A 20,137-nucleotide genomic window follows, 5' to 3' on the forward strand; every position below is an offset into this window, starting at 1 on the left:
TTTATGTGATGTTATTTGGTCAAACTTACCGTTTAAGCTCGCCAAATGACTATCAAATCGAGTTACTTTTTCCAGTATACCTCGTTGTGACGGATCATAGCTTGTAAATCAGTCACATAGTCTGAACCTCGCTCAGAATATTTTAGCAAGCCGTTGGTGAGCTCTGTCGCGGTTTCGGTTGTTAACAGATCGTCGCCCTGTGCCGCCAGTTTTGCACGAATCGCTCTTAGGTCTGCGTAAGCACGGTTTCGGTTCAGGTTCATGAAGTAACGATGTACAGATTCTTGGCTAGAAGAGAAAGTCGCAACCTCGTGAGAGCTACCTTCGTTACGTTGTAGCGGAACTAGGCCACACCCTTTGGTGTAACACCAATGACCAAAATAGTTATTCGCTTTAGTGGCGAAACGCGATGTGCCCCAAGCTGATTCATTTGCCGCTTGAGTTAATACAAGCGCTTCAGGTAACACGTTTACACGATTCAACATTTCTGTCAGCCAAGCATCACCTAAGCCCGATGAAGGCACTGGTAGGCTATACAGTTTCCCTAGTCTCTTTGCGTATGACGCATCTTCAGAGTCAACATTGTTCAGCCCCGCTTCTGAAAGCTTGGTTAGAAACGCACGTTCTTTCGTGATTCGCTTGTTTTCGATGTTGATACTTGGGCGAAGATAAGAAAAGAAGGTGTTTTTCTTTTCATTTACATCTTCAATCGCTGCGAAATCTGGTTTATTAGAAGAGACGGTCAAGTCACCAAAGTTTTGCTCTAAGTCTGGAGCCTTTTGACCCGCTTGCCTGCGCTCTTCCTCTTGTTGGTAAAGCATTGGGCCAACTAACGAGATCGAGCCAACTAGGGCTAATGCTGTCACTTTTAGCGCAAGTGATTTACTTGCGCTTGATTTAGAGTTGTTATGCATCGAATACCTGTGGGTCTTTGTTATTGCTATCGTTGTGGTCGTCGTCGCTCTTTGGTCTGTCTGACGCGATCAGTTTGAGTTTAATACCAAACATCTCACGGTAAAGAATGCCTTTCACGTGGAAGAAGAAAGGTAAAACGAAGATAAGGCCAATGCCGTACATCATTGCCGCGACGATGAACATCAGCATTACTAATAGGTAGATAGAAGCAACGGTGAAGATTTTCTTGTTTACAGCACGCAGAGAAAGTAGCAGCGATTGCATTGGTGGTACTTTCTTATCGCAAATCAACAGGATTGAGTGGCTGAACGCAAGCGAGAAGTAAATCGACAGAAACGGCAGAATCATACCTGCAATACCTTGAAGCATCAGGCTGAACAGAGTCACAAGAATTACTGGAATCGTAAACTGTAAGCCTTTGCCAATGTGGCGTACTTTGGTCTGTAGCCCAGCTGCGTGGCTCATCGCCATCAAACAGATACCTGCATAGATAGGCGCGCTGATAACTTCATAGCTGAAGTTGGCAATAAAAATGGACTCAACAATTTGTGGAGTAAACGCCTCAGGATCGATAACCGCGTCTAAGATAACCGCAGGGTCACCCAGTTGCAGTTTTAATGCGATATAAAAGATAGCCAGTTGCACGAACATCAGAGCAACAATCGCAGGGGAAAACGAAAGAAAGTGACTTACCGTATGTTTCCATGCCTCTTGGAATACAGCCGTTGCTTTGAGCTCATAATCGCCAGAAAGTGCACGGTCGATACTACCGCCCAAATTAAAATCTTTTTCGATGTCGTTGTTCATAGTGATACCTAGGTGCGCCAATTAAACTGAGCCACCTAACTTATTGATAAAAAATTACCTTCATTATACTCATATGTCGGATACAAACTAAAATATGAATCTGTAACAAGGCTTGCTTTTGCGTCTTAATGGTTAATAATTAGACACTTGTTGGGGCGTAAACCCAGTAAATAACAGTATGGTAAAGGATGTTTACTTTTACCTGCGAAATTTTTTATCTTCGAATGGTAAAAAATGCTTTGATTTCACGTTTTTGGTGATTATGATGCGCGCCTCAAAGGTGTATAGCAACAGGTTTTCAAATAGAACCAAGGTGGAGAAAAACAGACGTTGAACGCTAAAAAATCAGTAGGAAAGCCAGTAGTACAGTTAACTGGCATTAGTAAAAGCTTCGATGGTAAGGAAGTCATCGGCAATCTTGATCTAAACGTAAATCATGGTGAGTTTCTCACGATCTTAGGCCCATCAGGTTGTGGTAAAACAACGGTACTAAGAATGATTGCGGGTTTTGAAACGGCAGATAGTGGTCAAATACTACTAGCTGAACAGAACGTAACCCACGTCCCTGCTGAACAAAGGCATGTTAACACTGTATTCCAAAGCTATGCCCTATTCCCACATATGACCGTTTTCGAAAATGTGGCATTTGGCTTACGCATGCAGAAAGTTCCAAATAGCGAGATTGAACCTCGTGTAATGGAAGCTTTAAAAATGGTGCGCCTAGAACAGATGGCACAAAGAAAACCACACCAGCTTTCTGGTGGTCAACAGCAACGTATCGCAATCGCTCGTGCTGTAGTTAATAAGCCTAAAGTTCTTTTGTTGGATGAATCTCTGTCTGCTCTGGATTACAAACTTCGTAAACAGATGCAAATCGAGCTGAAACAACTTCAGCGCCAACTTGGTATCACGTTCATTTTTGTAACGCACGACCAAGAAGAAGCACTGTCTATGTCTGATCGTATTATTGTGATGCGTGATGGCGTGATTGAGCAAGACGGAACACCAAGAGAGATTTACGAAGAGCCTAAAAACCTTTTTGTCGCTCGCTTCATTGGTGAAATTAACGTATTCGATGCGACAGCGACATCTCGTTTAGATGAAAAACGCATTGTTGCGACAATTGAAGGTGAAGAGTCGGTTATCTACCACGATAAAGACATCACCCCAGGTCAAAAACTGCAGGTATTGCTTCGCCCTGAAGATCTTCGTATTGAAGAGATTAAAGAGTCTGAGCAACGCGGTATTGTTGGTCACATTGTCGAGCGTACCTACAAAGGCATGACTTTAGATTCAGTTGTAGAACTAGAATCTGGCATGCGCGTAATGGTAAGCGAATTTTTCAACGAAGATGACCCTGATGTTGATCACTCACTGGGCCAAAAAGTTGCAGTAACTTGGGTTGAGAGCTGGGAAGTGGTATTAGAAGATGAGCAAGAAGTTTAATTTACAAAACGCGATTGTTGCTTTAATCACAGGTTGGTTGGTGCTGTTCGTGATGATTCCAAACATCATGATCATCGGCACCAGCTTCTTAACTCGTGACGAAGCAAACTTGATCGAGATGACCTTCACTCTCGATAACTACATCCGTTTGGCCGACCCGCTGTATTTTAAAGTGCTGATGCACTCTTTCTATATGGCGATTATCGCGACGCTATTGTGTTTAATTATTGGCTACCCGTTTGCCTACATCGTGGCAAAAATGCCGGTGAAATGGCGCCCTTTCATGCTGTTCTTGGTGATTGTGCCATTCTGGACGAACTCTTTGATTCGTACCTACGGCTTGAAGATTGTACTGGGTACTCAAGGTGTCTTAAACAAAAGCTTACTAGCGCTAGATATCATCGATAAGCCACTGCGTATTATGTACACAGAAACGGCGGTGATGATCGGTTTGGTGTATATCCTACTGCCATTCATGATTCTGCCGTTGTATTCAGCGATTGAAAAACTGGATGACACGTACCTAGAAGCAGCAAAAGACTTAGGCGCAAACAAGCTTCAAACCTTGTTGAAAGTTGTACTACCGCTAACAATGCCTGGCATTATCGGTGGTTGTTTATTAGTACTTCTTCCTGCGTTAGGCATGTTCTACATCTCTGACTTGCTAGGCGGCGCTAAGAACTTGCTGATTGGTAACGTGATTAAGAGCCAAGTACTCAACGCCCGAGATTGGCCGTTTGGCGCGGCTACGAGTATTGCGCTGACGGTTGCGATGGCAATTATGCTTTATGCCTACTACCGAGCAGGCAAGCTATTGAACAAGAAGGTGGAGCTAGACTAATGGGTCGCACAGTTAAGTTCAGCTTTATGGCGTTGGTATACGCTTTTCTATACCTACCTATTATCGTGTTGATTGCGAACTCATTTAACGCCAACAAGTTTGGTATGAAATGGGGGGGCTTCACCACCAAGTGGTATGACGCACTTATTAACAACGACAGCCTAATGCAGGCTGCGTGGCACTCGATTAACGTAGCGGTGTTCTCAGCGACAGCCGCAACGATTGTCGGCAGCCTGACAGCCGTAGCCCTATTCCGTTACCAATTCAAAGGTAAAGGCGTAGTCAATGGCATGTTGTTCATCGTAATGATGTCACCAGATATCGTAATGGCAATCTCGTTACTGGCTTTGTTCTTGGTAATGGGTGTGCAACTAGGCTTCTTTACCCTACTTGCTGCGCACATTACGTTCTGTTTGCCGTTTGTTGTTGTAACGGTTTACAGCCGCTTGAATGGCTTCGATGTGAAAATGCTCGAAGCAGCAAAAGACTTAGGTGCAAGTGAATGGACGATTCTAAAACAGATCATCCTGCCTCTTGCTAAGCCTGCGGTTGCTGCGGGTTGGTTATTGAGCTTCACACTGTCTCTGGACGATGTGATTATCAGTTCTTTCGTAACCGGTCCAACGTATGAAATCTTGCCACTGAAGATTTACTCTATGGTTAAAGTGGGTATCTCTCCAGAGGTCAACGCCCTAGCAACAGTGATGTTAGTGGTGTCGCTAGTACTGGTGATTATTTCTCAGTTATTAGCGAGAGAGAAAATTAAGTAAGTCTCCTACTCTATACAGAGACTTACTTGATAAGAAGTTAACAAACTTCATGTTCTACAAAGTGTTAATCATAAACAGAATGGTAAATTGCCATTCTGTTTTTCTATCTACTGCCTTCGGGCAACGTTTAGTTTGGAGCTAACGTCAATGAAAAAATGGGCTACTCTATTAGCTGGTAGTGCATGTGCGCTTTCAATGTTATCTGCACCGTCTTTTGCGAAAGATAACAAAGAATTGGTATTCATGAACTGGGGACCTTACATCAACAGTGAGATCCTAGAAAAGTTCACCGATGAAACTGGCATCAAGGTGATTTACTCGACTTACGAGTCGAACGAAACCTTGTATGCAAAGCTAAAAACACACAACAAAGGCTATGACTTGGTTGTGCCGTCGACTTACTTCGTATCTAAGATGCGCGACGAAGGTATGCTACAAAAGATCGACAAAACCAAGCTGAGCAACTTCAAAAATCTGGATACAAACTACTTGGATAAGCCTTACGATCCAAATAACGACTACTCTATTCCACACGTAGTTGCTATTACTGGTTTGGCTGTTAACACAGACATGTACAATCCAGAAGATTTTCAAAGCTGGGCTGACTTATGGAAGCCTGAGCTTGAAGGTCAACTAATGATGATGGATGACACTCGTGAAGTGTTCCACATTGCTCTACGCAAGTTAGGTTACTCTGGCAACACAACTAACGAGAAAGAGATCGACGAAGCGTACGCTGAACTACAAAAGCTAATGCCAAATGTTTTAGTATTTAACTCAGACAACCCTGGCGCACCATACATGTCTGGTGAAGTTGGCCTTGGTATGCTTTGGAACGGTTCTGCAGCCGCGGCTCAAAACGAAGGTCTACCAATTAAACTGGTATTCCCTAAAGAAGGCGGTATCGGTTGGGTTGATAACTTCGCAATCAGCTCTGGTGCAACAAACGTAGAAGCGGCTCACAAGATGATAGACTTCCTACTTCGCCCTGAAATCGCTGAGCAAATCTCTCGTGATACTGGTTACCTAACCGCAGTGAAAGCGTCTAACGAGAAGTTCAAAGACAGCCCTGCTCTGTTCCCGTCTCAAGAAGACCTTGATCGTGTTGAATGGCAAGCTGCAGTTGGCGATAAGACCGTGAAGTACGAAGATTACTTCATGAAGCTTAAAGCGGGTCAATAACTGGCTTATTTGACGAGTCTTACTCGACAGTTAATTGGTTAAAAACAACAATATCAATGAATAGGCAGCTTAGGCTGCCTATTTTATTATATCGCTGCTATAATATATCGCGATTTTTAGGAATCCTTTTACTTTGGGCTCACTACCCAACTTCAAATCAAAAAAATGAACGGAACAGTAATGAAAAAAACACTGTATACCGGCGCATTGTGTGCTGCTACTTTACTTTCTACACCCTCTTTCGCAGCTGACCAAGAACTGTATTTTTACAACTGGTCTGAATATATTCCAAATGAAGTATTAGAAGACTTCACAAAAGAGACGGGCATTAAGGTTTATTACTCTACTTACGAGTCGAACGAAAGCATGTACGCTAAGTTAAAAACTCAAGGTACGGGTTATGACTTAGTGGTTCCTTCTACTTACTTCGTTTCTAAGATGCGTAAAGAAGGTATGCTTCAAGAGCTTGATAAAACCAAGCTAAGCCACTTTGCTGATTTGGATCCAAACTACTTAGATAAGCCATTTGACCCAAGCAATAACTACTCTATCCCATACATTTGGGGTGCAACGGGCATTGGTATCAACTCAGACATGCTAGACAAATCTTCAGTGAAAAACTGGGGCGACCTGTGGGATACACAGTGGGAAGGTCAGCTGATGATGATGGACGACTCTCGTGAGGTTTTCCATATTGCACTATCTAAACTGGGTTACTCTCCAAACACAACTAACCCTGAAGAGATCAAAGAAGCCTACGAAGAACTTCGTAAGCTAATGCCAAACGTATTGGTATTTAACTCAGATTTCCCAGCTAACCCTTACCTAGCGGGTGAAGTGTCTCTTGGTATGCTTTGGAATGGCTCTGCTTACATGGCACGTCAAGAAGGTGCAACCATTGACATTATTTGGCCAGAGAAAGGCGCTATCTTCTGGATGGACAGCCTAGCGATTCCTTCAGGTGCAAAGAACATCGAAGCGGCTCATAAAATGATCGACTTCCTTCTTCGCCCAGAGAACGCAGCTAAGATTGCTTTAGAGATCGGTTACCCGACTCCAGTGAAGACTGCTTACCCTCTTCTTCCAAAAGAGTTTGCTGAAGACAAGAACGTTTTCCCACCACAATCAGTGATGGATAACGGCGTATGGCAAGATGAAGTTGGTGAAGCGAGCGTTATTTATGACGAGTACTTCCAAAAACTAAAAGTAAACAACTAAGTTTGTTACTGATTGGTTACTAAAGCGGCGTAAGCCGCTTTATTTTTATCTACACTTTATATAGGATTGATTTAAACCGTATAAAGTTCGATTTAATATGCCTACAAACCCTATTTTATTGATTGTGACTCTGATGCTCGTGGCGTCATTCTTGATGCTTGGACTGAGTTCATTCATTCACATAGATTCAAATTACGACCTGTTCTTCGAAACGAATACGCTCGTGATTACCATGTACATCTATTACGTCGCTCGTCACGCTATTCGTCCCCATAAGATCCTCCGCTACGGCGCACTGCTGCTTATTTTCAACCTATTTTATGATGTGACCACTGAGCTCAAATACCTCGATGAGTGGGCAGATAGAAATGAATTGCTCGATACCTTTCTCGAAGATGGTTTGTTGCAGATAGCTTTCCTACTTCTTGCCTATGGCATTACTGAACTTACCACTCAATTGAAAGATCAAAGTAAGCAAGATGAGCTAACGGGCTTATACAATCGCAAAAAGTTTGATGCGATCAAGCTGAAGGAGTTCGAGCTCATTTATTTCGATTTAGATGGATTAAAAAAGGTCAACGACCGCAAGGGCCACAAAGTTGGTGACCTGATGATCGTACGCTTTTCTCAAGCATTAAGTCAGTCGGTATTGGAAGATGAAATGGTGTTTCGTGTCGGTGGTGATGAGTTTGTTGCGACAGCACAACTGGGACGTGGTGGTGAGTTCGTAAGCCAAGTCAGTAACCTGCTTCACGGTGAAAACATCTCTTTTTCTTACGGCATCGAAGTGACGAACCAAGATAACTTTCAACAAGCGTTGGAAGAATCGGATAAAGCTATGTATGCTATGAAACAAGCACGACGCTCCGTTGTCTCTGACGTTTGATCGGCCCAAGACAAGATTTCAAACGATCAGATCAAAAAAAGCAAACACGTCTCTGGGCTCTCTTTTGTAGTCAGACATGCGTTTGCTTCCTTTTTATGTTCATTCGACAGTGTGGCAGTATTGATTAAGCGGTTAATGAGCCTCTCTCAACCGACAATAGTTCACTCACTAGCTTGGGCACTTCGATACTGGCTTTGCCGTAGCGCTTCTCTTCAAACTCGCTCTCTACTGCACTTGGCTCAAGGTTGATTTCTATCGTGTGTGCGCCATGCATTTTCGCATCATGTACAAACCCAGCAGCTGGATATACCACGCCTGATGTACCAATTGAGATAAATAGATCGGCTTCTTCTAGTGCGGAATAAATGTCGCCCATTCTTAGTGGCATTTCGCCAAACCAAACAATATGTGGACGCATTTGTGCAGGGATTTGGCAGCAATGACAAAGTTCACCCGTTTCAATATCGTCTTTGTGCTCTACAACTTGATTGGATTCACTGCAACGCGCTTTTAAAAGCTCACCATGCATGTGAATAATGTTGTTGCTACCGCCTCTCTCGTGCAAATTGTCGATGTTTTGAGTAATGATGGTAACTTTGCCATCAAGCTTGTCTTCGAGCTCTCCTAGCGCCTTGTGGGCTGAATTTGGCTGAATGCTCTCACTTTGCAGGCCGTGACGACGTTTGTTGTAGAAAGCTTGTACCAAGTCAGGATCTTTTACGAACCCTTCAGGCGTCGCGACATCTTCGATTTTGTGGTTTTCCCATAGCCCGTCTTGTGCTCGGAATGTTTGTATCCCCGACTCTGCAGAGATGCCAGCGCCAGTAAGAATTACGATATTTCGATATGGGAAATGCATATAACGTCCTTTTAGATATGTCACTTTGTAACAGCTTAGCACTGTTCAAATTCCAACAATAGTTTTGGGGATTAGACCATAGTCTTAGGCAACTGAATTCATTGGCTATTTGTGACATAACTCGCTTGATAGTTGTGGTGGTTGTTACTCAAATTCTCTGTTTTGCTATCCATAGAAACAAAAAAGCGACCGAAGCCGCTTAGTTCTGTTCAACAGTTGTCTACTTGATGTGCTTTAACCCACCAAGTGAATAACGTTAGTCTTCGTTGATAGAAGAGATCTTATGGATAGAAAGATCCGCACCGTTGAATTCATCTTCTTCACTTAAGCGTAGGCCTGTTAGTTTGCTCAACACACCGTATACGATTAACGCGCCGACGACAGCAACTGCAACACCTGCGACTGTACCAATCAACTGAGAAGCTAAGCTCACGCCGCCTAGACCCCAGAAAGCTTGTTGGCCGAAGATACCAGCTGCAATGCCACCCCAGGCACCACATACGCCGTGTAGAGGCCATACACCCAATACATCATCAATCTGTGTTTTGTTTTGCATGTAAGTAAATAGGTAAACAAACAAAGCGCCCGCCACGCCGCCAGTAATCAGAGCGCCTAATGGGTGCATTAAGTCTGACCCTGCACAAATTGCTACTAAGCCAGCCAAAGGACCATTATGAATAAAGCCTGGGTCATTTTTACCTGCAACAAGCGCCGCCAGAATACCACCAACCATTGCCATCAGTGAGTTCATCGCCACTAGGCCGCTGATGCCGTTGATTGCTTGTGCAGACATCACGTTAAAGCCAAACCAACCCACACATAAGATCCACGCGCCTAATGCCAGGAAAGGAATGTTCGATGGTGCGAAGTTAGTGTGTTTACCCGCGCGGATGCGACCTTTACGCATACCTAAGAAGTAAACGGCAACCAAAGCGATCCAGCCGCCAACGCCGTGAACCACGACAGAACCCGCAAAGTCATGGAATCCGTAACCAAACTTACCTTCTAACCAATCTTGGAATCCAAAATTACCGTTCCAAATGATGCCTTCGAAAAATGGATATACGAAACCAACGGTAAATAACGTTGCAATTAGGATTGGATAGAAACGCGCGCGCTCCGCGATACCGCCTGAAACGATGGCTGGAATTGCGGCTGCGAAGGTCATTAGGAAGAAGAACTTAACCAGTTCGTATCCATTACCTTGTGAGAGCGTTTCAGCGTCGGCAAAAAAGTGAGCGCCGTAAGCAACCCAGTAACCGATAAAGAAATAAGCGATGGCGGAGACACCAAAATCGGAAAGGATCTTAACCAGAGCGTTGACTTGGTTCTTCTTTCGCACGGTACCGACTTCGAGAAACGCAAAGCCAGCGTGCATCAGGAAGACCATGATTGCGCCGAGTAATAGGAATAAAGTGTCTGAACTTTGGGTAAGGGTTTGTACTGCACTATGAACTTGAGTCACCGTTTCACTCATTAAAGCATTCTCCTTCGCTTTATCTGATTTGCACTGCTATCGTGCGATTCAATGTTGTAATTAATTAAAGACTCAACAGTAAAGGCAAGATGCGTTCCAAGTGCGAAGGGTAATTTTCGTGCAACAGATTTTCTTTTTAACTTATTGATTTTTTGAGTCTAAATATTTAGGTGCACTTTTATGGTTCTTGAAAATAGGAAAAATCACACCGACAATTGCACCAAAAAAGGGAGTTGCACCATATTGAAGCGGCGAATGAGTTAGTTCTGATACAGAGAGTGACTGACGACTATTTACTGTTCTAAAGGCTCAAAAACAAAAAGCCCAGTGAAATAAAACACTGGGCTTTCTTTAGGTATGTCGTTAACGCGTTAGCGCTACAGGTTTGGTCCTGTAGACGGGTTTTGCGGTAGGTTTTGACTTAAACGCTGCATACCTTGATACATGCGGATAAACCAAACCACAATCGCAACACCACCGAACAACATGCCTACATATGGAATGTAGTAAGCGATGTCATCGATAATATGGTTTTGATACCAGTAATCGTTCACACCAATTAACACGCCGTTTGAGGTTGCTACCGTTACGATAAGCACCACGAAGAACGTCAGGTTCAAGAAGAACGAGCGGATCAAGCCGTAGTAATGGGTATCCACTACTTCGCCATCTTCTCCTTTGTCTAAACGGTAGCCAGCGTAGATAATCGCAATCACACCAGAGATAAGACAAGTAAATGGTGTAAAGCAGCTTAGGATGTAAGCAACCCAAATACCTTTATGAGGTTTGTTCATTCTTATTCACCCCTTCCGTTTTCTCTGTTGTTGCGTTTGCGCTTTGTTCAACGCCGTTTTTCTCTTGTTCCATTACTTCGTTGTACCAAAGGTCATGGTGTTCTTTCGCCCAAGTCTCATCAACTTCACCGGTTACCATGCCTTCTAGTGCACCTTCCATACCGAACAAGCCGATGTAGATGTGGAACACAAAGCCACAGATAAGAATCAAAGCTGCCAGCATATGAACTAAGTTTGAAAGCTCCATATCACGACGAGTTTGACCGAAGATTGGGAAGTCCAATACCAAACCACTGATCGCAGCGACACTACCCATTACGATAAGTAGCCAGAACAGCGCTTTTTCACCGGCATTTGAGAACTCTGCAGACGGGTGAGAACCTTTATGTTTCCCTACCATACCGCCTAATTTCAAGAACCACTGAATATCGACTTTCTTAAAGATCGACTTACGCCACCATTTGATAAGAACCGCCATCAACAGTATATAGAAAATCGGGCCGATGTAGTTGTGATACTGCTTAGCCAGTAGAACGATGAAGCCCCATAGATCAGTCGGGATATAAGGTTTCAAGAAGTGTTTACCGTAAACCAACATCAAACCACTGAACGCCAGTGTTAAGAAGGTAAACGCCATGCTCCAGTGCAATGCACGATCAAGTCGAGACCAACGTTTGATCTTACGGCCTGTTCTTGGTGCACTTAACATCAATGGGCCAATCACAACATACATAAGGGTTACGAAAGCAATACTGCCAAAGATAGCGACGGCACCGGCTGGTGACATCCACTTCTCTTTCAATATGTACCACGTTTGACCTGGTGTACTGATTAACACACCGTGCTCAGCCGATTGAGATGTGGTGTAACCTTCTTCACCATTTCTTACTTGTCGCCAGAAATCGGCACCCGCAAGTTGTGTGATCTCTCTTTGAGCAGAGCTTGTTTGAGTTTGTGATGAGTTCGTCTCAGATGCATGACTCATAGGAGAAAGCATTGTTAGTGCTGCCAACATCGGCAGCACTACAAGGAAGAGACGCTTAAACATTGTAAGCATATGTCTCTCCTACTTAGCTCTTAGTCGCATCGTAAGAAAGGTCGTTGCCGTCTGTCCAACCTGCACCTTTCGCACCACGCTCAACAACACGCTGACGGAAAACATCAGAAACTTTCTCTGCGTCACCCGCTAGCAATGCCTTAGTTGAACAAAGCGAAGCACACATTGGCAGTTTACCTTCAGCAATACGGTTCGCACCGTACTTTTGACGCTCTTCAACAGAACCTGGCTCTGTTTCTGGGCCGCCAGCACAGAAGGTACACTTGTCCATCTTACCGCGCTCACCAAACGCTTCCTGTTTAGGGAATTGAGGTGCGCCAAACGGACAAGCAAACAAGCAGTAACCACAACCGATACACAGATCTTTATTGTGAAGTACGATGCCGTCTTCTGTATGTTCAAAACAGTCTGCAGGACAAACTGCCATACATGGCGCATCAGTACAGTGCATACACGCTACTGAGATTGAGTTCTCACCCGGTTCGCCATCGTTCAGTGTTACAACGCGACGACGTTGAATACCCCATTCCAGAGCATCATCATTTTCATTCTTACATGCAGTGACACAACCGTTACATTCGATACAACGCTTGGTGTCACAAAGAAATTTCATTCTAGCCATTTTAAGACTCCTTACGCTTTACGAATATTACAAAGGGTTACTTTCGTTTCCTGCATCAACGTGACAGGGTCGTAACCGTATGTGGTTGCTGTGTTAGCAGCTTCACCAATAACGTAAGGATCAGTGCCTTCTGGGTATTTAGAACGCAAATCTTCGCCTTGGAACTTACCACCGAAGTGGAATGGGATGAATGCCAGACCCGGTTTCACACGACGTGTAACCATCGCTTTCACTTTAATACGGCCCTTCTCTGCACCCTCAACCCAAACATCGTCACCGTCTTTAAAGCCGATGTCGTTTGCATCTTTCGGGTTCACTTCAACAAACATCTCTTGCTGTAGTTCTGCTAGCCAAGGGTTAGAACGGGTTTCTTCACCACCACCTTCGTACTCAACCAAACGACCAGAGGTCAGGATAATCGGGTATTCGCCAGATTTGTCTTGCTCTTGAATCGACTTGTAAAGCGTAGGAACACGGAAGATAGCTTCTTTGTCGTCCCACGTCGGGTAATCAGCAACTAGGTCGCGACGTGGCGTGTAAAGCGGCTCACGATGCAGTGGTACACGATCTGGGAATGTCCAAACAATCGCACGTGCTTTCGCATTACCAAATGGGATACAGCCGTGTTTAATTGCCACACGTTGGATACCACCTGAAACGTCAGTCTTCCAATTTTTGCCTTCAGCAGATGCTTTCTCTTCTGCAGTTAGATCATCCCACCAACCCAGTTGTTTCAGTAGTTTGTCACTGAACTCTGGGTAGCCGTCTTTGATCTCACAGCCTTTCGAGTAGCTGTCTTCTGCCAGTAGGCTTTGACCTTCAAACTCAACACCAAAACGAGTACGGAAGTTACCACCACCTTCAGCAACCGTCTTAGACGTATCGTAAAGGATGTGTGTACCCGGATGTTTCATCTCTGGTGTGCCCCAACATGGCCAAGGTAGACCGTAAGTCTCGCCATTTGCTGGACCGCCTTCTGCTTCTAGAGACGTTTTGTGGAATGTGTGCCAATTCTGTTGGTGTTCTTTCAAACGCTCAGGGCTTTGACCTGTGTAGCCGATCGTCCACATACCTTTGTTGAATTCACGTGTAATATCTTCAATCAGTGGTTGGTTGTTCTCAACACGGATGTTTTTGAACAGCTGATCAGAGAAACCAAGCTTCTTAGAAAGCAGGTACATGATTTCGTGGTCAGGTTTAGATTCGAATAGAGGATCAACAACCTTGTCACGCCACTGTAGAGAACGGTTTGACGCCGTTACACTGCCGTAGGTTTCAAACTGAGTCGTTGCTGGTAGCAGGTAAACGCCGTCGGTACGATCGTTCATTACCGCTGCAACCGTTGGGTATGGGTCAACAATAACCATCATATCCAGCTTCTGCATCGCCTTCTTCATCTCTGGACCACGAGTCTGAGAGTTCACCGCGTGACCCCAGTAGAACATGGCACGGATGTTTTCGCGCTGACGAATCTTGTCTTTGTCTTCAAGTACGCCATCAACCCAACGAGATACAGGAATACCTGCACTGTTCATTGGTTTTTGACCACCGTATGCGTTGTCGTCGAAACGGCCTTTGATCCAATCAAAGTCGATATCCCAAACTTTCGACCAGTGACGCCAAGAACCTTCAGACAAGCCGTAGTAGCCAGGAAGTGTGTCTGACAGTACGCCAAGGTCAGTTGCGCCTTGTACGTTATCGTGACCACGGAAGATGTTTGCACCGCCACCTGATTTACCGATGTTACCTAGCGCAAGCTCAAGTACACAGTAAGCACGTGTATTGTTGTTACCAGTCGTGTGTTGAGTACCACCCATACACCAAACGATACAACCCGGACGGTTTTCAGAAAGTAGTTTCGCTGTGTGGTATACGTCTTTTTCACTAACACCAGTTACGCGTTCAACTTCTGCTGGGTTCCACTTCGCGACTTCTTCACGGATCTCGTCCATGCCGAATACACGTTGTTTAATGAATTCTTTGTCTTCCCATTGGTTTGCAAAGACGTGCCATAACACACCCCAGATAAACGCAACGTCAGAACCTGGACGAAGAGAAACGTAGTGATCTGATTTCGCAGCAGTACGCGTACGACGAGGATCCGCAACAACGATCTTACAGTTGTTCTTCTCTTTCGCGATCAAGATGTGTTGCATCGCTACTGGGTGAGCTTCTGCTGGGTTTGAACCAATGAACAGCATCGATTTACAGTTGTGCATGTCATTGAACGAGTTTGTCATTGCACCGTAACCCCAAGTGTTCGCAACACCGGCTACTGTGGTTGAGTGACAAATACGCGCTTGGTGGTCAACGTTGTTCGTGCCCCAAAGCGAAGCCATCTTACGGAATGCATAAGCTTGCTCGTTACTGTGTTTCGCACTACCTAGGAAGTAAACTGAATCAGGGCCAGACTCTTTACGAAGTTCTAGCGCTTTGTTACCGATCTCTTCAATCGCTTGTTCCCAAGAAAGCTTCTTCCACTTACCGCCTTCCAATTTCATTGGGTACTTAAGACGACGTTCACCGTGGCCGTGCTCACGAAGTGCTGCACCTTTTGCACAGTGTCCACCAGCGTTAAATGGGTGATCGAATGCAGGCTCTTGACCTGACCAAACACCGTTTTGAACTTCAGCGTAAATACCACATCCCACAGAACAGTGAGAACAGATAGTACGTTTCACTTCTGTTTTTGCTTCTGGATCGACTGATTTAGCCTGTGCTTTCTTCATCATGCCTGGTGCAAATAGACTTGCGCCTACCACTGCGCCACCAGCAGCTAATGAGGTATTTTTCATGAAGGCACGTCGAGACACACCTAGCTGATTGGTTTCTTTGCTCACACTATCGGAGCGTTTGACAAGTTTCATCCGTTATCTCCTAAAGTGTGTCGTAGTAATCGCGAATGTGTTGCGTCTCACGATACCCTGTCTTCTTCACGTCTTCTTTCGAAATTTCAACAGTTTCTGAAGCGGTTGCCACTTTAGTTGTACCAGCGACAACGGCACCAGCAACGGCTGCAGTCGTCAAGCCTTTGAGTAGATCCCTACGGCTTGTATTTATATCTTTATTATCTTTCATCATTGCTTCCTTACCTTACGGTAGATCTTTTTTTGGAGGCTTAATGCCCCTCTATCGATATAATCGCGTACTGCTCGATTACTCGTAATCAGTGACGTTTTTCACATCAATCTTTAATTTGTGCTTACTGCTTTTTGTATTCACGCTAAAACGCACTTGTTCTAACGTTAAGAATGCTTCACACAGTTGAGCGGCCGATTTGTAGAAGTTCGCGCTTTCTGCCCCTTCAAGCTGACGCGTGAAAGAGTTAAACCAAGGGCCAAGGTGCTTATTGAATACCGCCTGTTGTAGTGCTTCTTCTTCAGCCGTTAGCATAGCCATCACTTCACACAGTGCGGCGATATGATCTTCTGGCTCTTTCACTTGATCGTCACGCTCAATGCCTAACAGCTCTAAGTCATGACGAATCTCTGCCAATGGTTTTTCCATCATGGCGCCCGTGCGATGCCAAGAACCAAATGGAACGACCTCGCCACGACCAATGCCGATGAACAAATCTTGATATTCGTCTTCAAGCGCTTCACGGTTTGATTCTGTTGCCGCTTGTTGAATGGCAATCCAAGCCTTTTGCATAGCGCTTTCAGACGTTTCAATGTCTAGCGTTTTTAGAAAGTCGATCACCTCTTCAGAAGGTGCGCTGCGAAACAGTGCGGATAGAACCAAATAGATCTCAGTTCTTAGTGTCTGTTCTTGTGCCTGATCCAAATTCGTTTCCAAGGCTAACTCCTAGTATTTCAATTGTTTCAATGGGTCTTGAGCCATTGAATCGAACATATCTACCACACGACAGTCTTCACACATTGCAATACGATTAATCGCTGCTTCATCTGAAAAGTGAGAGTGACCGCGTAACTTGTTCTGTAACATGTCAATCATAGACTGAGGAGCGAATGGTTTATGACAACGTACACATTCCGCTGCTTTCTCTTCATGAATTACAACCGCTTTCTGACGTTCTTCTTTTACCCAGTTCATACGAGGCGTAAGAGTCAGAACATTCTCAGGACATGCTTTTTCACACAGACCACATTGAATACAGTCTTGCTCTACAAATTTAAGCGATGGAGACGCGCCGTCGGTATGAAGTGCACGTGTCGGACACACAGCCACACAACTCATACACAAAGTACAATCTTTGCTTTCACACGAAACCGTGCCATATGGCGCATTAGATGGAAGTTCAACAATGTTCTCAACTGGAATACGAGCCGAAGACATAGCATCAAGTGCAGTGAATAGACGTTGACGCTTATTACCGTGAAGATCGCCAAGTGCCAGGTCGAACGAATCCACACACAGTGTTGGAGGACCTTCACGTAACGATTCTAAATACAGGATATCGATGGTTTCTTTTGGAATTCCGATTTGGTCTAGCAGTTCTTGTGCAATCCCTACTTCGTTATTCAGAACACGAATGATCGTTTCTGGCATAAAGCGAGATGCTGCAAACAGTACCTGAGTCGCGCCATTAACTAATGCTGCAAACCAAGTATCGATACCAATAGATGGCAGTTCTTCTACGACAATTGGAATCACGTTATCTGGTAGCGCTTTAAGAGCCATCACGTTGTAAGTTTCATGACGTGAGCTACAGATAAGTACGATTGGATCCAGACCACCCGCTTGCTCATAGTTAGCTAGCGTACGTTCAATGAATTTTTGAGTATCGTCAGGGTTAGGTAATGCGTAAGAGATAGCTTCTGTCGGACAGCTCGTTGCACAAGTACCCACGCCTTGACATAGGTAAGGGTTAATCTCGATCTTGTGACCCGTCTTATCTGAGCCTTCACTTGAAAGTGCGCCAGCAGGACAAGCATCAACACAACGCTCACAACCTTTAACACCACGAGAACTGTGTGCACATAGGTCTGTGTCCAAACGGAAGAACTTAGGCTTATCAAACGTGCCCATTAACGTAGGAATTTCTTCTAACGCTTCAGCCAGTTTTGGATAACCACGACCTACAGGGTAATAACCAGGAACAGGCACTTCTTCAGTCATGCAGCTATTCAGACATAAGTCCAAAACCACATCAAAACAGTCATGGTTAATCGCCACTTTCGCTAGGTTATTGGTTAGGCCTTTGCTTTCGATAAGAACTTCGAACGTACCAAGGAACCCTGAAACCTGAACAGCATTTGCGTAGTAAAGCTCTGACTCAGTGTTGGTCGCTTTCGCACCGTCTGTTGAAAGTAGTGTCAGGCTTGTTAACTGAGGCAATTGCGCCGCAGCACTTTCGATGATCGCAGTTGGACCAATAATTAGCGTATTACCACCACTTTCATAACTTACTGTCGGTGGAATTAGGTTTGTTAACTCAACGGTATTCTCAAACGCATACAGCCTCGCCTTTGCGTTATTTGAAGTTGCTTGTTCTAATAATTGTTTAAGCATTGCTCAGTTCCATTTTTGGATATGGATAATCTGTTCAATCTTCATTGTAGTTAGCGTTGGAGAACTTGCTGAGTATTCAGTTAACAACGTATGGTCTCGTTAACTATTCATTCACTCGTCAAGTTTACGCGAGTTATCTACAAAAAAGTCGATAATGGACTAGTTTTAGCAAATGCCGTGCCAATTTAATAATTCAATATTTTCAATGGATTAGATTAAATTTAAATCGATTTTGATAATAAAAAAACCGCTTGGGACATTTTGTCGCAAGCGGTTCATTGAGTGTTTAGTCAAAATGTACCTATTCTTTGTGTGGTATATTTTGTCCCACCTCTTTGGGGTCATTTTCGATAACATCGGTGTCGAAATTATCCGGTACTGTGTTTTTATACAGTTCTTTTTGTTGTCCCGTAATTTCGTCACTTTCAACAAGATCTGATTCCGCTTCTTCAGCGTTGTTAACTGAAACTTCTTCTTTATTTTCAGTGGCTTGCTCTTGTTCGCTTGACGTTTCTTCTTCTTCTGCCTTCTCTTTTACCCAATCACGTAAGCTTTCAGCGACACCTTCAGAAAGTGACTTAAGATTACTATAATCGTCATCGTAATCGTCTAAGCCATCACGTACGTTAAACTCTTCTGAGAGAAATAACTTACGTAATGCGGCTTTTTTTACGCTTTCTGATGCTTCTGATACCAATAATTGAGCCATAGACAGCTCTTCAGTAGCCTCTGATGCCGACTCTTTAGTGTCAGCAGACTCTTCTAAAGCGTTAGTTGGCTCGATAGAAGCCGGGTCATTTGGTGCGAGTTCTTCAGCAGAGGTGGGTGTTTGAGAAGCAGACTCAGGAGAGGTAACCGAGGTTTCCTCAAGAGGCTGTTCAGCTTCACGCGCTTTATCAGTCGATTCATCGAGCTTTCGTTGAGACCAACGGCTAAAAAAGTTAGTTGCCATTAGAACGACCTGCCCCTTTGCGCTTCTTGCGTCTTGCTTCTAATAATTCACCATGACGACCGATAAAGGCTTCCATCCACGCTTGTACAGGTAAAGGCATGTCGTATGACAATACTTGGTTATCTCCGTCCATGTATTGGCCTGCGACGGTTTGTGATGCTGTCAGTAATTGAATAATAGGTTTACCGGAGTCAACATTATCCATAACTAAGAATAGCTTAGGTTGCTGAGAGCTTAGATTGAAGCGGTAATCAGTACGTTCGTCTTTGTGTAACTGGAGCAAACATACGTCTGGGGTTTCATGTTCAGGTGATAATTCAAAACCGATGAGTTCCCATTGAGTTGTTACCCATATACCAGTTTTGATCTCTTTCTCTATTCTTTGGACACCTATTGGCCAAGCTGATTCTGTTTTTTCGTAGTGTTCTTGGAATTCTTTTATCTCAGACATACTGCACCCAATTGATTTTCTTTATTCTGATCGTACGTAGGACATTTTGTACTTCGCATAATCATATACCCTCTACAAAGCAATAAACACGCCAATACATTTTAAGTCCTGCTCCGTCTTTAGTGCGGTTGTCGTAAAGTTACCCCTATAACGTTAGTCGATTGCGCTGGTTTGAGACAGTTAGTCTCGGTGAACTCTCATATTTTGCGCTATTTTAATCGAATGCTTCATGTTTTCTCGAATAGCCGCTATTTTGGAATGAGAATTGCTAAATGCTTGAGTTAAAGCTAAGAATGACTAAGTGACAGAGAACGCATGTATTCTAAAGAGTCGTATGATGACTCTTGCCTAACTTCTTATCCCTTATAATCGCTATCTCTTTAAGTAG

The 20,137-nt window shown here is 44.2% G+C and carries 19 protein-coding genes; 6 read left to right on the top strand and 13 right to left on the bottom strand.

The window, feature by feature from the left end; translation table 11 throughout:
* Positions 1-62: 62 nt before the first annotated feature.
* Together OH460_RS15925 and OH460_RS15930 are read right to left on the bottom strand one after the other, a co-directional pair.
* Positions 63-914, bottom strand: coding sequence for a glucosaminidase domain-containing protein (locus OH460_RS15925; protein WP_269998538.1), 852 nt, complete (start codon positions 912-914; stop codon positions 63-65).
* Positions 907-1,722 carry a hypothetical protein gene (locus OH460_RS15930; protein WP_269998540.1) on the bottom strand — a complete coding sequence of 272 codons (816 nt, stop codon included), beginning with the start codon at positions 1,720-1,722 and terminating at the stop codon, positions 907-909. Before OH460_RS15930 ends, OH460_RS15925 begins: the two co-directional genes overlap by 8 nt.
* A 330-nt stretch (positions 1,723-2,052) precedes the next feature.
* Between OH460_RS15930 and potA the strand changes: the two genes are divergently transcribed.
* The 6 genes from potA to OH460_RS15960 all read left to right on the top strand — a co-directional run bounded on the left by potA (position 2,053) and on the right by OH460_RS15960 (position 8,065).
* Positions 2,053-3,168 carry a spermidine/putrescine ABC transporter ATP-binding protein PotA gene (potA, locus tag OH460_RS15935; protein WP_269998542.1) on the top strand — a complete coding sequence of 372 codons (1,116 nt, stop codon included), beginning with the start codon at positions 2,053-2,055 and terminating at the stop codon, positions 3,166-3,168.
* The gene (gene potB, locus OH460_RS15940) at positions 3,152-4,009 is read left to right on the top strand and encodes a spermidine/putrescine ABC transporter permease PotB (RefSeq protein WP_061033411.1); all 858 of its coding nucleotides are present in this window, start codon (positions 3,152-3,154) and stop codon (positions 4,007-4,009) included. Before potA ends, potB begins: the two co-directional genes overlap by 17 nt.
* Positions 4,009-4,779, top strand: a complete 771-nt coding sequence (potC, locus tag OH460_RS15945) for a spermidine/putrescine ABC transporter permease PotC (RefSeq protein ID WP_008217945.1) — start codon at positions 4,009-4,011, stop codon at positions 4,777-4,779. The genes potB and potC overlap by 1 nt, the downstream gene beginning before the upstream one ends.
* A 147-nt stretch (positions 4,780-4,926) precedes the next feature.
* Complete coding sequence (locus OH460_RS15950; protein WP_269998544.1) at positions 4,927-5,961, top strand: extracellular solute-binding protein; 1,035 nt, start codon at positions 4,927-4,929, stop codon at positions 5,959-5,961.
* Between the two features lie 180 nt (positions 5,962-6,141).
* Positions 6,142-7,179, top strand: a complete 1,038-nt coding sequence (locus OH460_RS15955; RefSeq protein WP_008217941.1) for an extracellular solute-binding protein — start codon at positions 6,142-6,144, stop codon at positions 7,177-7,179.
* 97 nt (positions 7,180-7,276) lie between these two features.
* Complete coding sequence (locus OH460_RS15960; RefSeq protein WP_269998546.1) at positions 7,277-8,065, top strand: GGDEF domain-containing protein; 789 nt, start codon at positions 7,277-7,279, stop codon at positions 8,063-8,065.
* Positions 8,066-8,189: 124 nt separating this feature from the next.
* On the opposite strand, the gene cobB is transcribed toward OH460_RS15960, so the two are convergent.
* From cobB to OH460_RS16015, 11 genes are all read right to left on the bottom strand, one after another.
* Positions 8,190-8,924 (bottom strand): Sir2 family NAD+-dependent deacetylase, encoded by a 735-nt coding sequence (cobB, locus tag OH460_RS15965; RefSeq protein ID WP_061033408.1) that lies wholly within the window; start codon positions 8,922-8,924, stop codon positions 8,190-8,192.
* Positions 8,925-9,180: 256 nt separating this feature from the next.
* Positions 9,181-10,401, bottom strand: coding sequence for an ammonium transporter (locus OH460_RS15970; protein ID WP_105057162.1), 1,221 nt, complete (start codon positions 10,399-10,401; stop codon positions 9,181-9,183).
* 377 nt (positions 10,402-10,778) lie between these two features.
* Positions 10,779-11,195, bottom strand: a complete 417-nt coding sequence (locus tag OH460_RS15975) for a hypothetical protein (RefSeq protein WP_004742273.1) — start codon at positions 11,193-11,195, stop codon at positions 10,779-10,781.
* Positions 11,179-12,252, bottom strand: coding sequence for a formate dehydrogenase subunit gamma (locus OH460_RS15980; protein ID WP_269998552.1), 1,074 nt, complete (start codon positions 12,250-12,252; stop codon positions 11,179-11,181). Before OH460_RS15980 ends, OH460_RS15975 begins: the two co-directional genes overlap by 17 nt.
* A gap of 13 nt (positions 12,253-12,265) precedes the next feature.
* Positions 12,266-12,874 carry a formate dehydrogenase FDH3 subunit beta gene (gene fdh3B, locus OH460_RS15985; RefSeq protein WP_004742271.1) on the bottom strand — a complete coding sequence of 203 codons (609 nt, stop codon included), beginning with the start codon at positions 12,872-12,874 and terminating at the stop codon, positions 12,266-12,268.
* 11 nt (positions 12,875-12,885) lie between these two features.
* On the bottom strand, positions 12,886-15,741 hold the full coding sequence (locus OH460_RS15990) for a formate dehydrogenase subunit alpha (RefSeq protein WP_269998554.1): 2,856 nt from the start codon (positions 15,739-15,741) through the stop codon (positions 12,886-12,888).
* A gap of 10 nt (positions 15,742-15,751) precedes the next feature.
* A complete protein-coding gene (locus OH460_RS15995) occupies positions 15,752-15,952 on the bottom strand; it encodes a twin-arginine translocation signal domain-containing protein (protein WP_008217926.1) in 201 nt (66 codons plus the stop codon).
* 78 nt (positions 15,953-16,030) lie between these two features.
* Positions 16,031-16,669, bottom strand: a complete 639-nt coding sequence (locus OH460_RS16000; protein WP_269998557.1) for a TorD/DmsD family molecular chaperone — start codon at positions 16,667-16,669, stop codon at positions 16,031-16,033.
* 9 nt (positions 16,670-16,678) lie between these two features.
* On the bottom strand, positions 16,679-18,346 hold the full coding sequence (locus tag OH460_RS16005) for a 4Fe-4S dicluster domain-containing protein (protein ID WP_269998560.1): 1,668 nt from the start codon (positions 18,344-18,346) through the stop codon (positions 16,679-16,681).
* A gap of 301 nt (positions 18,347-18,647) precedes the next feature.
* A complete protein-coding gene (locus OH460_RS16010; protein ID WP_269998562.1) occupies positions 18,648-19,298 on the bottom strand; it encodes a DUF3306 domain-containing protein in 651 nt (216 codons plus the stop codon).
* The gene (locus tag OH460_RS16015; protein WP_061034050.1) at positions 19,288-19,749 is read right to left on the bottom strand and encodes a DUF3305 domain-containing protein; all 462 of its coding nucleotides are present in this window, start codon (positions 19,747-19,749) and stop codon (positions 19,288-19,290) included. The genes OH460_RS16010 and OH460_RS16015 overlap by 11 nt, the downstream gene beginning before the upstream one ends.
* Positions 19,750-20,137: the final 388 nt, after the last annotated feature.

The organism is Vibrio sp. Makdt, assembly GCF_027587015.1.
GTDB classification, from domain to species: domain Bacteria; phylum Pseudomonadota; class Gammaproteobacteria; order Enterobacterales; family Vibrionaceae; genus Vibrio; species Vibrio chagasii_B.

What these genes read in the sequence shown, in the direction of transcription:
- OH460_RS16005 (WP_269998560.1), bottom strand. Translation starts at nt 18,346, where the DNA reads ATGCTTAAACAATTATTAGAACAAGCAACTTCAAATAACGCAAAGGCG.
- OH460_RS15980 (WP_269998552.1), bottom strand. Translation starts at nt 12,252, where the DNA reads ATGCTTACAATGTTTAAGCGTCTCTTCCTTGTAGTGCTGCCGATGTTG.
- OH460_RS15970 (WP_105057162.1), bottom strand. Translation starts at nt 10,401, where the DNA reads ATGAGTGAAACGGTGACTCAAGTTCATAGTGCAGTACAAACCCTTACC.
- OH460_RS15925 (WP_269998538.1), bottom strand. Translation starts at nt 914, where the DNA reads ATGCATAACAACTCTAAATCAAGCGCAAGTAAATCACTTGCGCTAAAA.
- potB (WP_061033411.1), top strand. Translation starts at nt 3,152, where the DNA reads ATGAGCAAGAAGTTTAATTTACAAAACGCGATTGTTGCTTTAATCACA.
- cobB (WP_061033408.1), bottom strand. Translation starts at nt 8,924, where the DNA reads ATGCATTTCCCATATCGAAATATCGTAATTCTTACTGGCGCTGGCATC.
- OH460_RS15995 (WP_008217926.1), bottom strand. Translation starts at nt 15,952, where the DNA reads ATGAAAGATAATAAAGATATAAATACAAGCCGTAGGGATCTACTCAAA.
- fdh3B (WP_004742271.1), bottom strand. Translation starts at nt 12,874, where the DNA reads ATGGCTAGAATGAAATTTCTTTGTGACACCAAGCGTTGTATCGAATGT.
- OH460_RS15950 (WP_269998544.1), top strand. Translation starts at nt 4,927, where the DNA reads ATGAAAAAATGGGCTACTCTATTAGCTGGTAGTGCATGTGCGCTTTCA.
- OH460_RS15930 (WP_269998540.1), bottom strand. Translation starts at nt 1,722, where the DNA reads ATGAACAACGACATCGAAAAAGATTTTAATTTGGGCGGTAGTATCGAC.
- OH460_RS15960 (WP_269998546.1), top strand. Translation starts at nt 7,277, where the DNA reads ATGCCTACAAACCCTATTTTATTGATTGTGACTCTGATGCTCGTGGCG.
- OH460_RS15955 (WP_008217941.1), top strand. Translation starts at nt 6,142, where the DNA reads ATGAAAAAAACACTGTATACCGGCGCATTGTGTGCTGCTACTTTACTT.
- OH460_RS16015 (WP_061034050.1), bottom strand. Translation starts at nt 19,749, where the DNA reads ATGTCTGAGATAAAAGAATTCCAAGAACACTACGAAAAAACAGAATCA.
- OH460_RS15975 (WP_004742273.1), bottom strand. Translation starts at nt 11,195, where the DNA reads ATGAACAAACCTCATAAAGGTATTTGGGTTGCTTACATCCTAAGCTGC.
- OH460_RS15990 (WP_269998554.1), bottom strand. Translation starts at nt 15,741, where the DNA reads ATGAAACTTGTCAAACGCTCCGATAGTGTGAGCAAAGAAACCAATCAG.
- OH460_RS16010 (WP_269998562.1), bottom strand. Translation starts at nt 19,298, where the DNA reads ATGGCAACTAACTTTTTTAGCCGTTGGTCTCAACGAAAGCTCGATGAA.
- potC (WP_008217945.1), top strand. Translation starts at nt 4,009, where the DNA reads ATGGGTCGCACAGTTAAGTTCAGCTTTATGGCGTTGGTATACGCTTTT.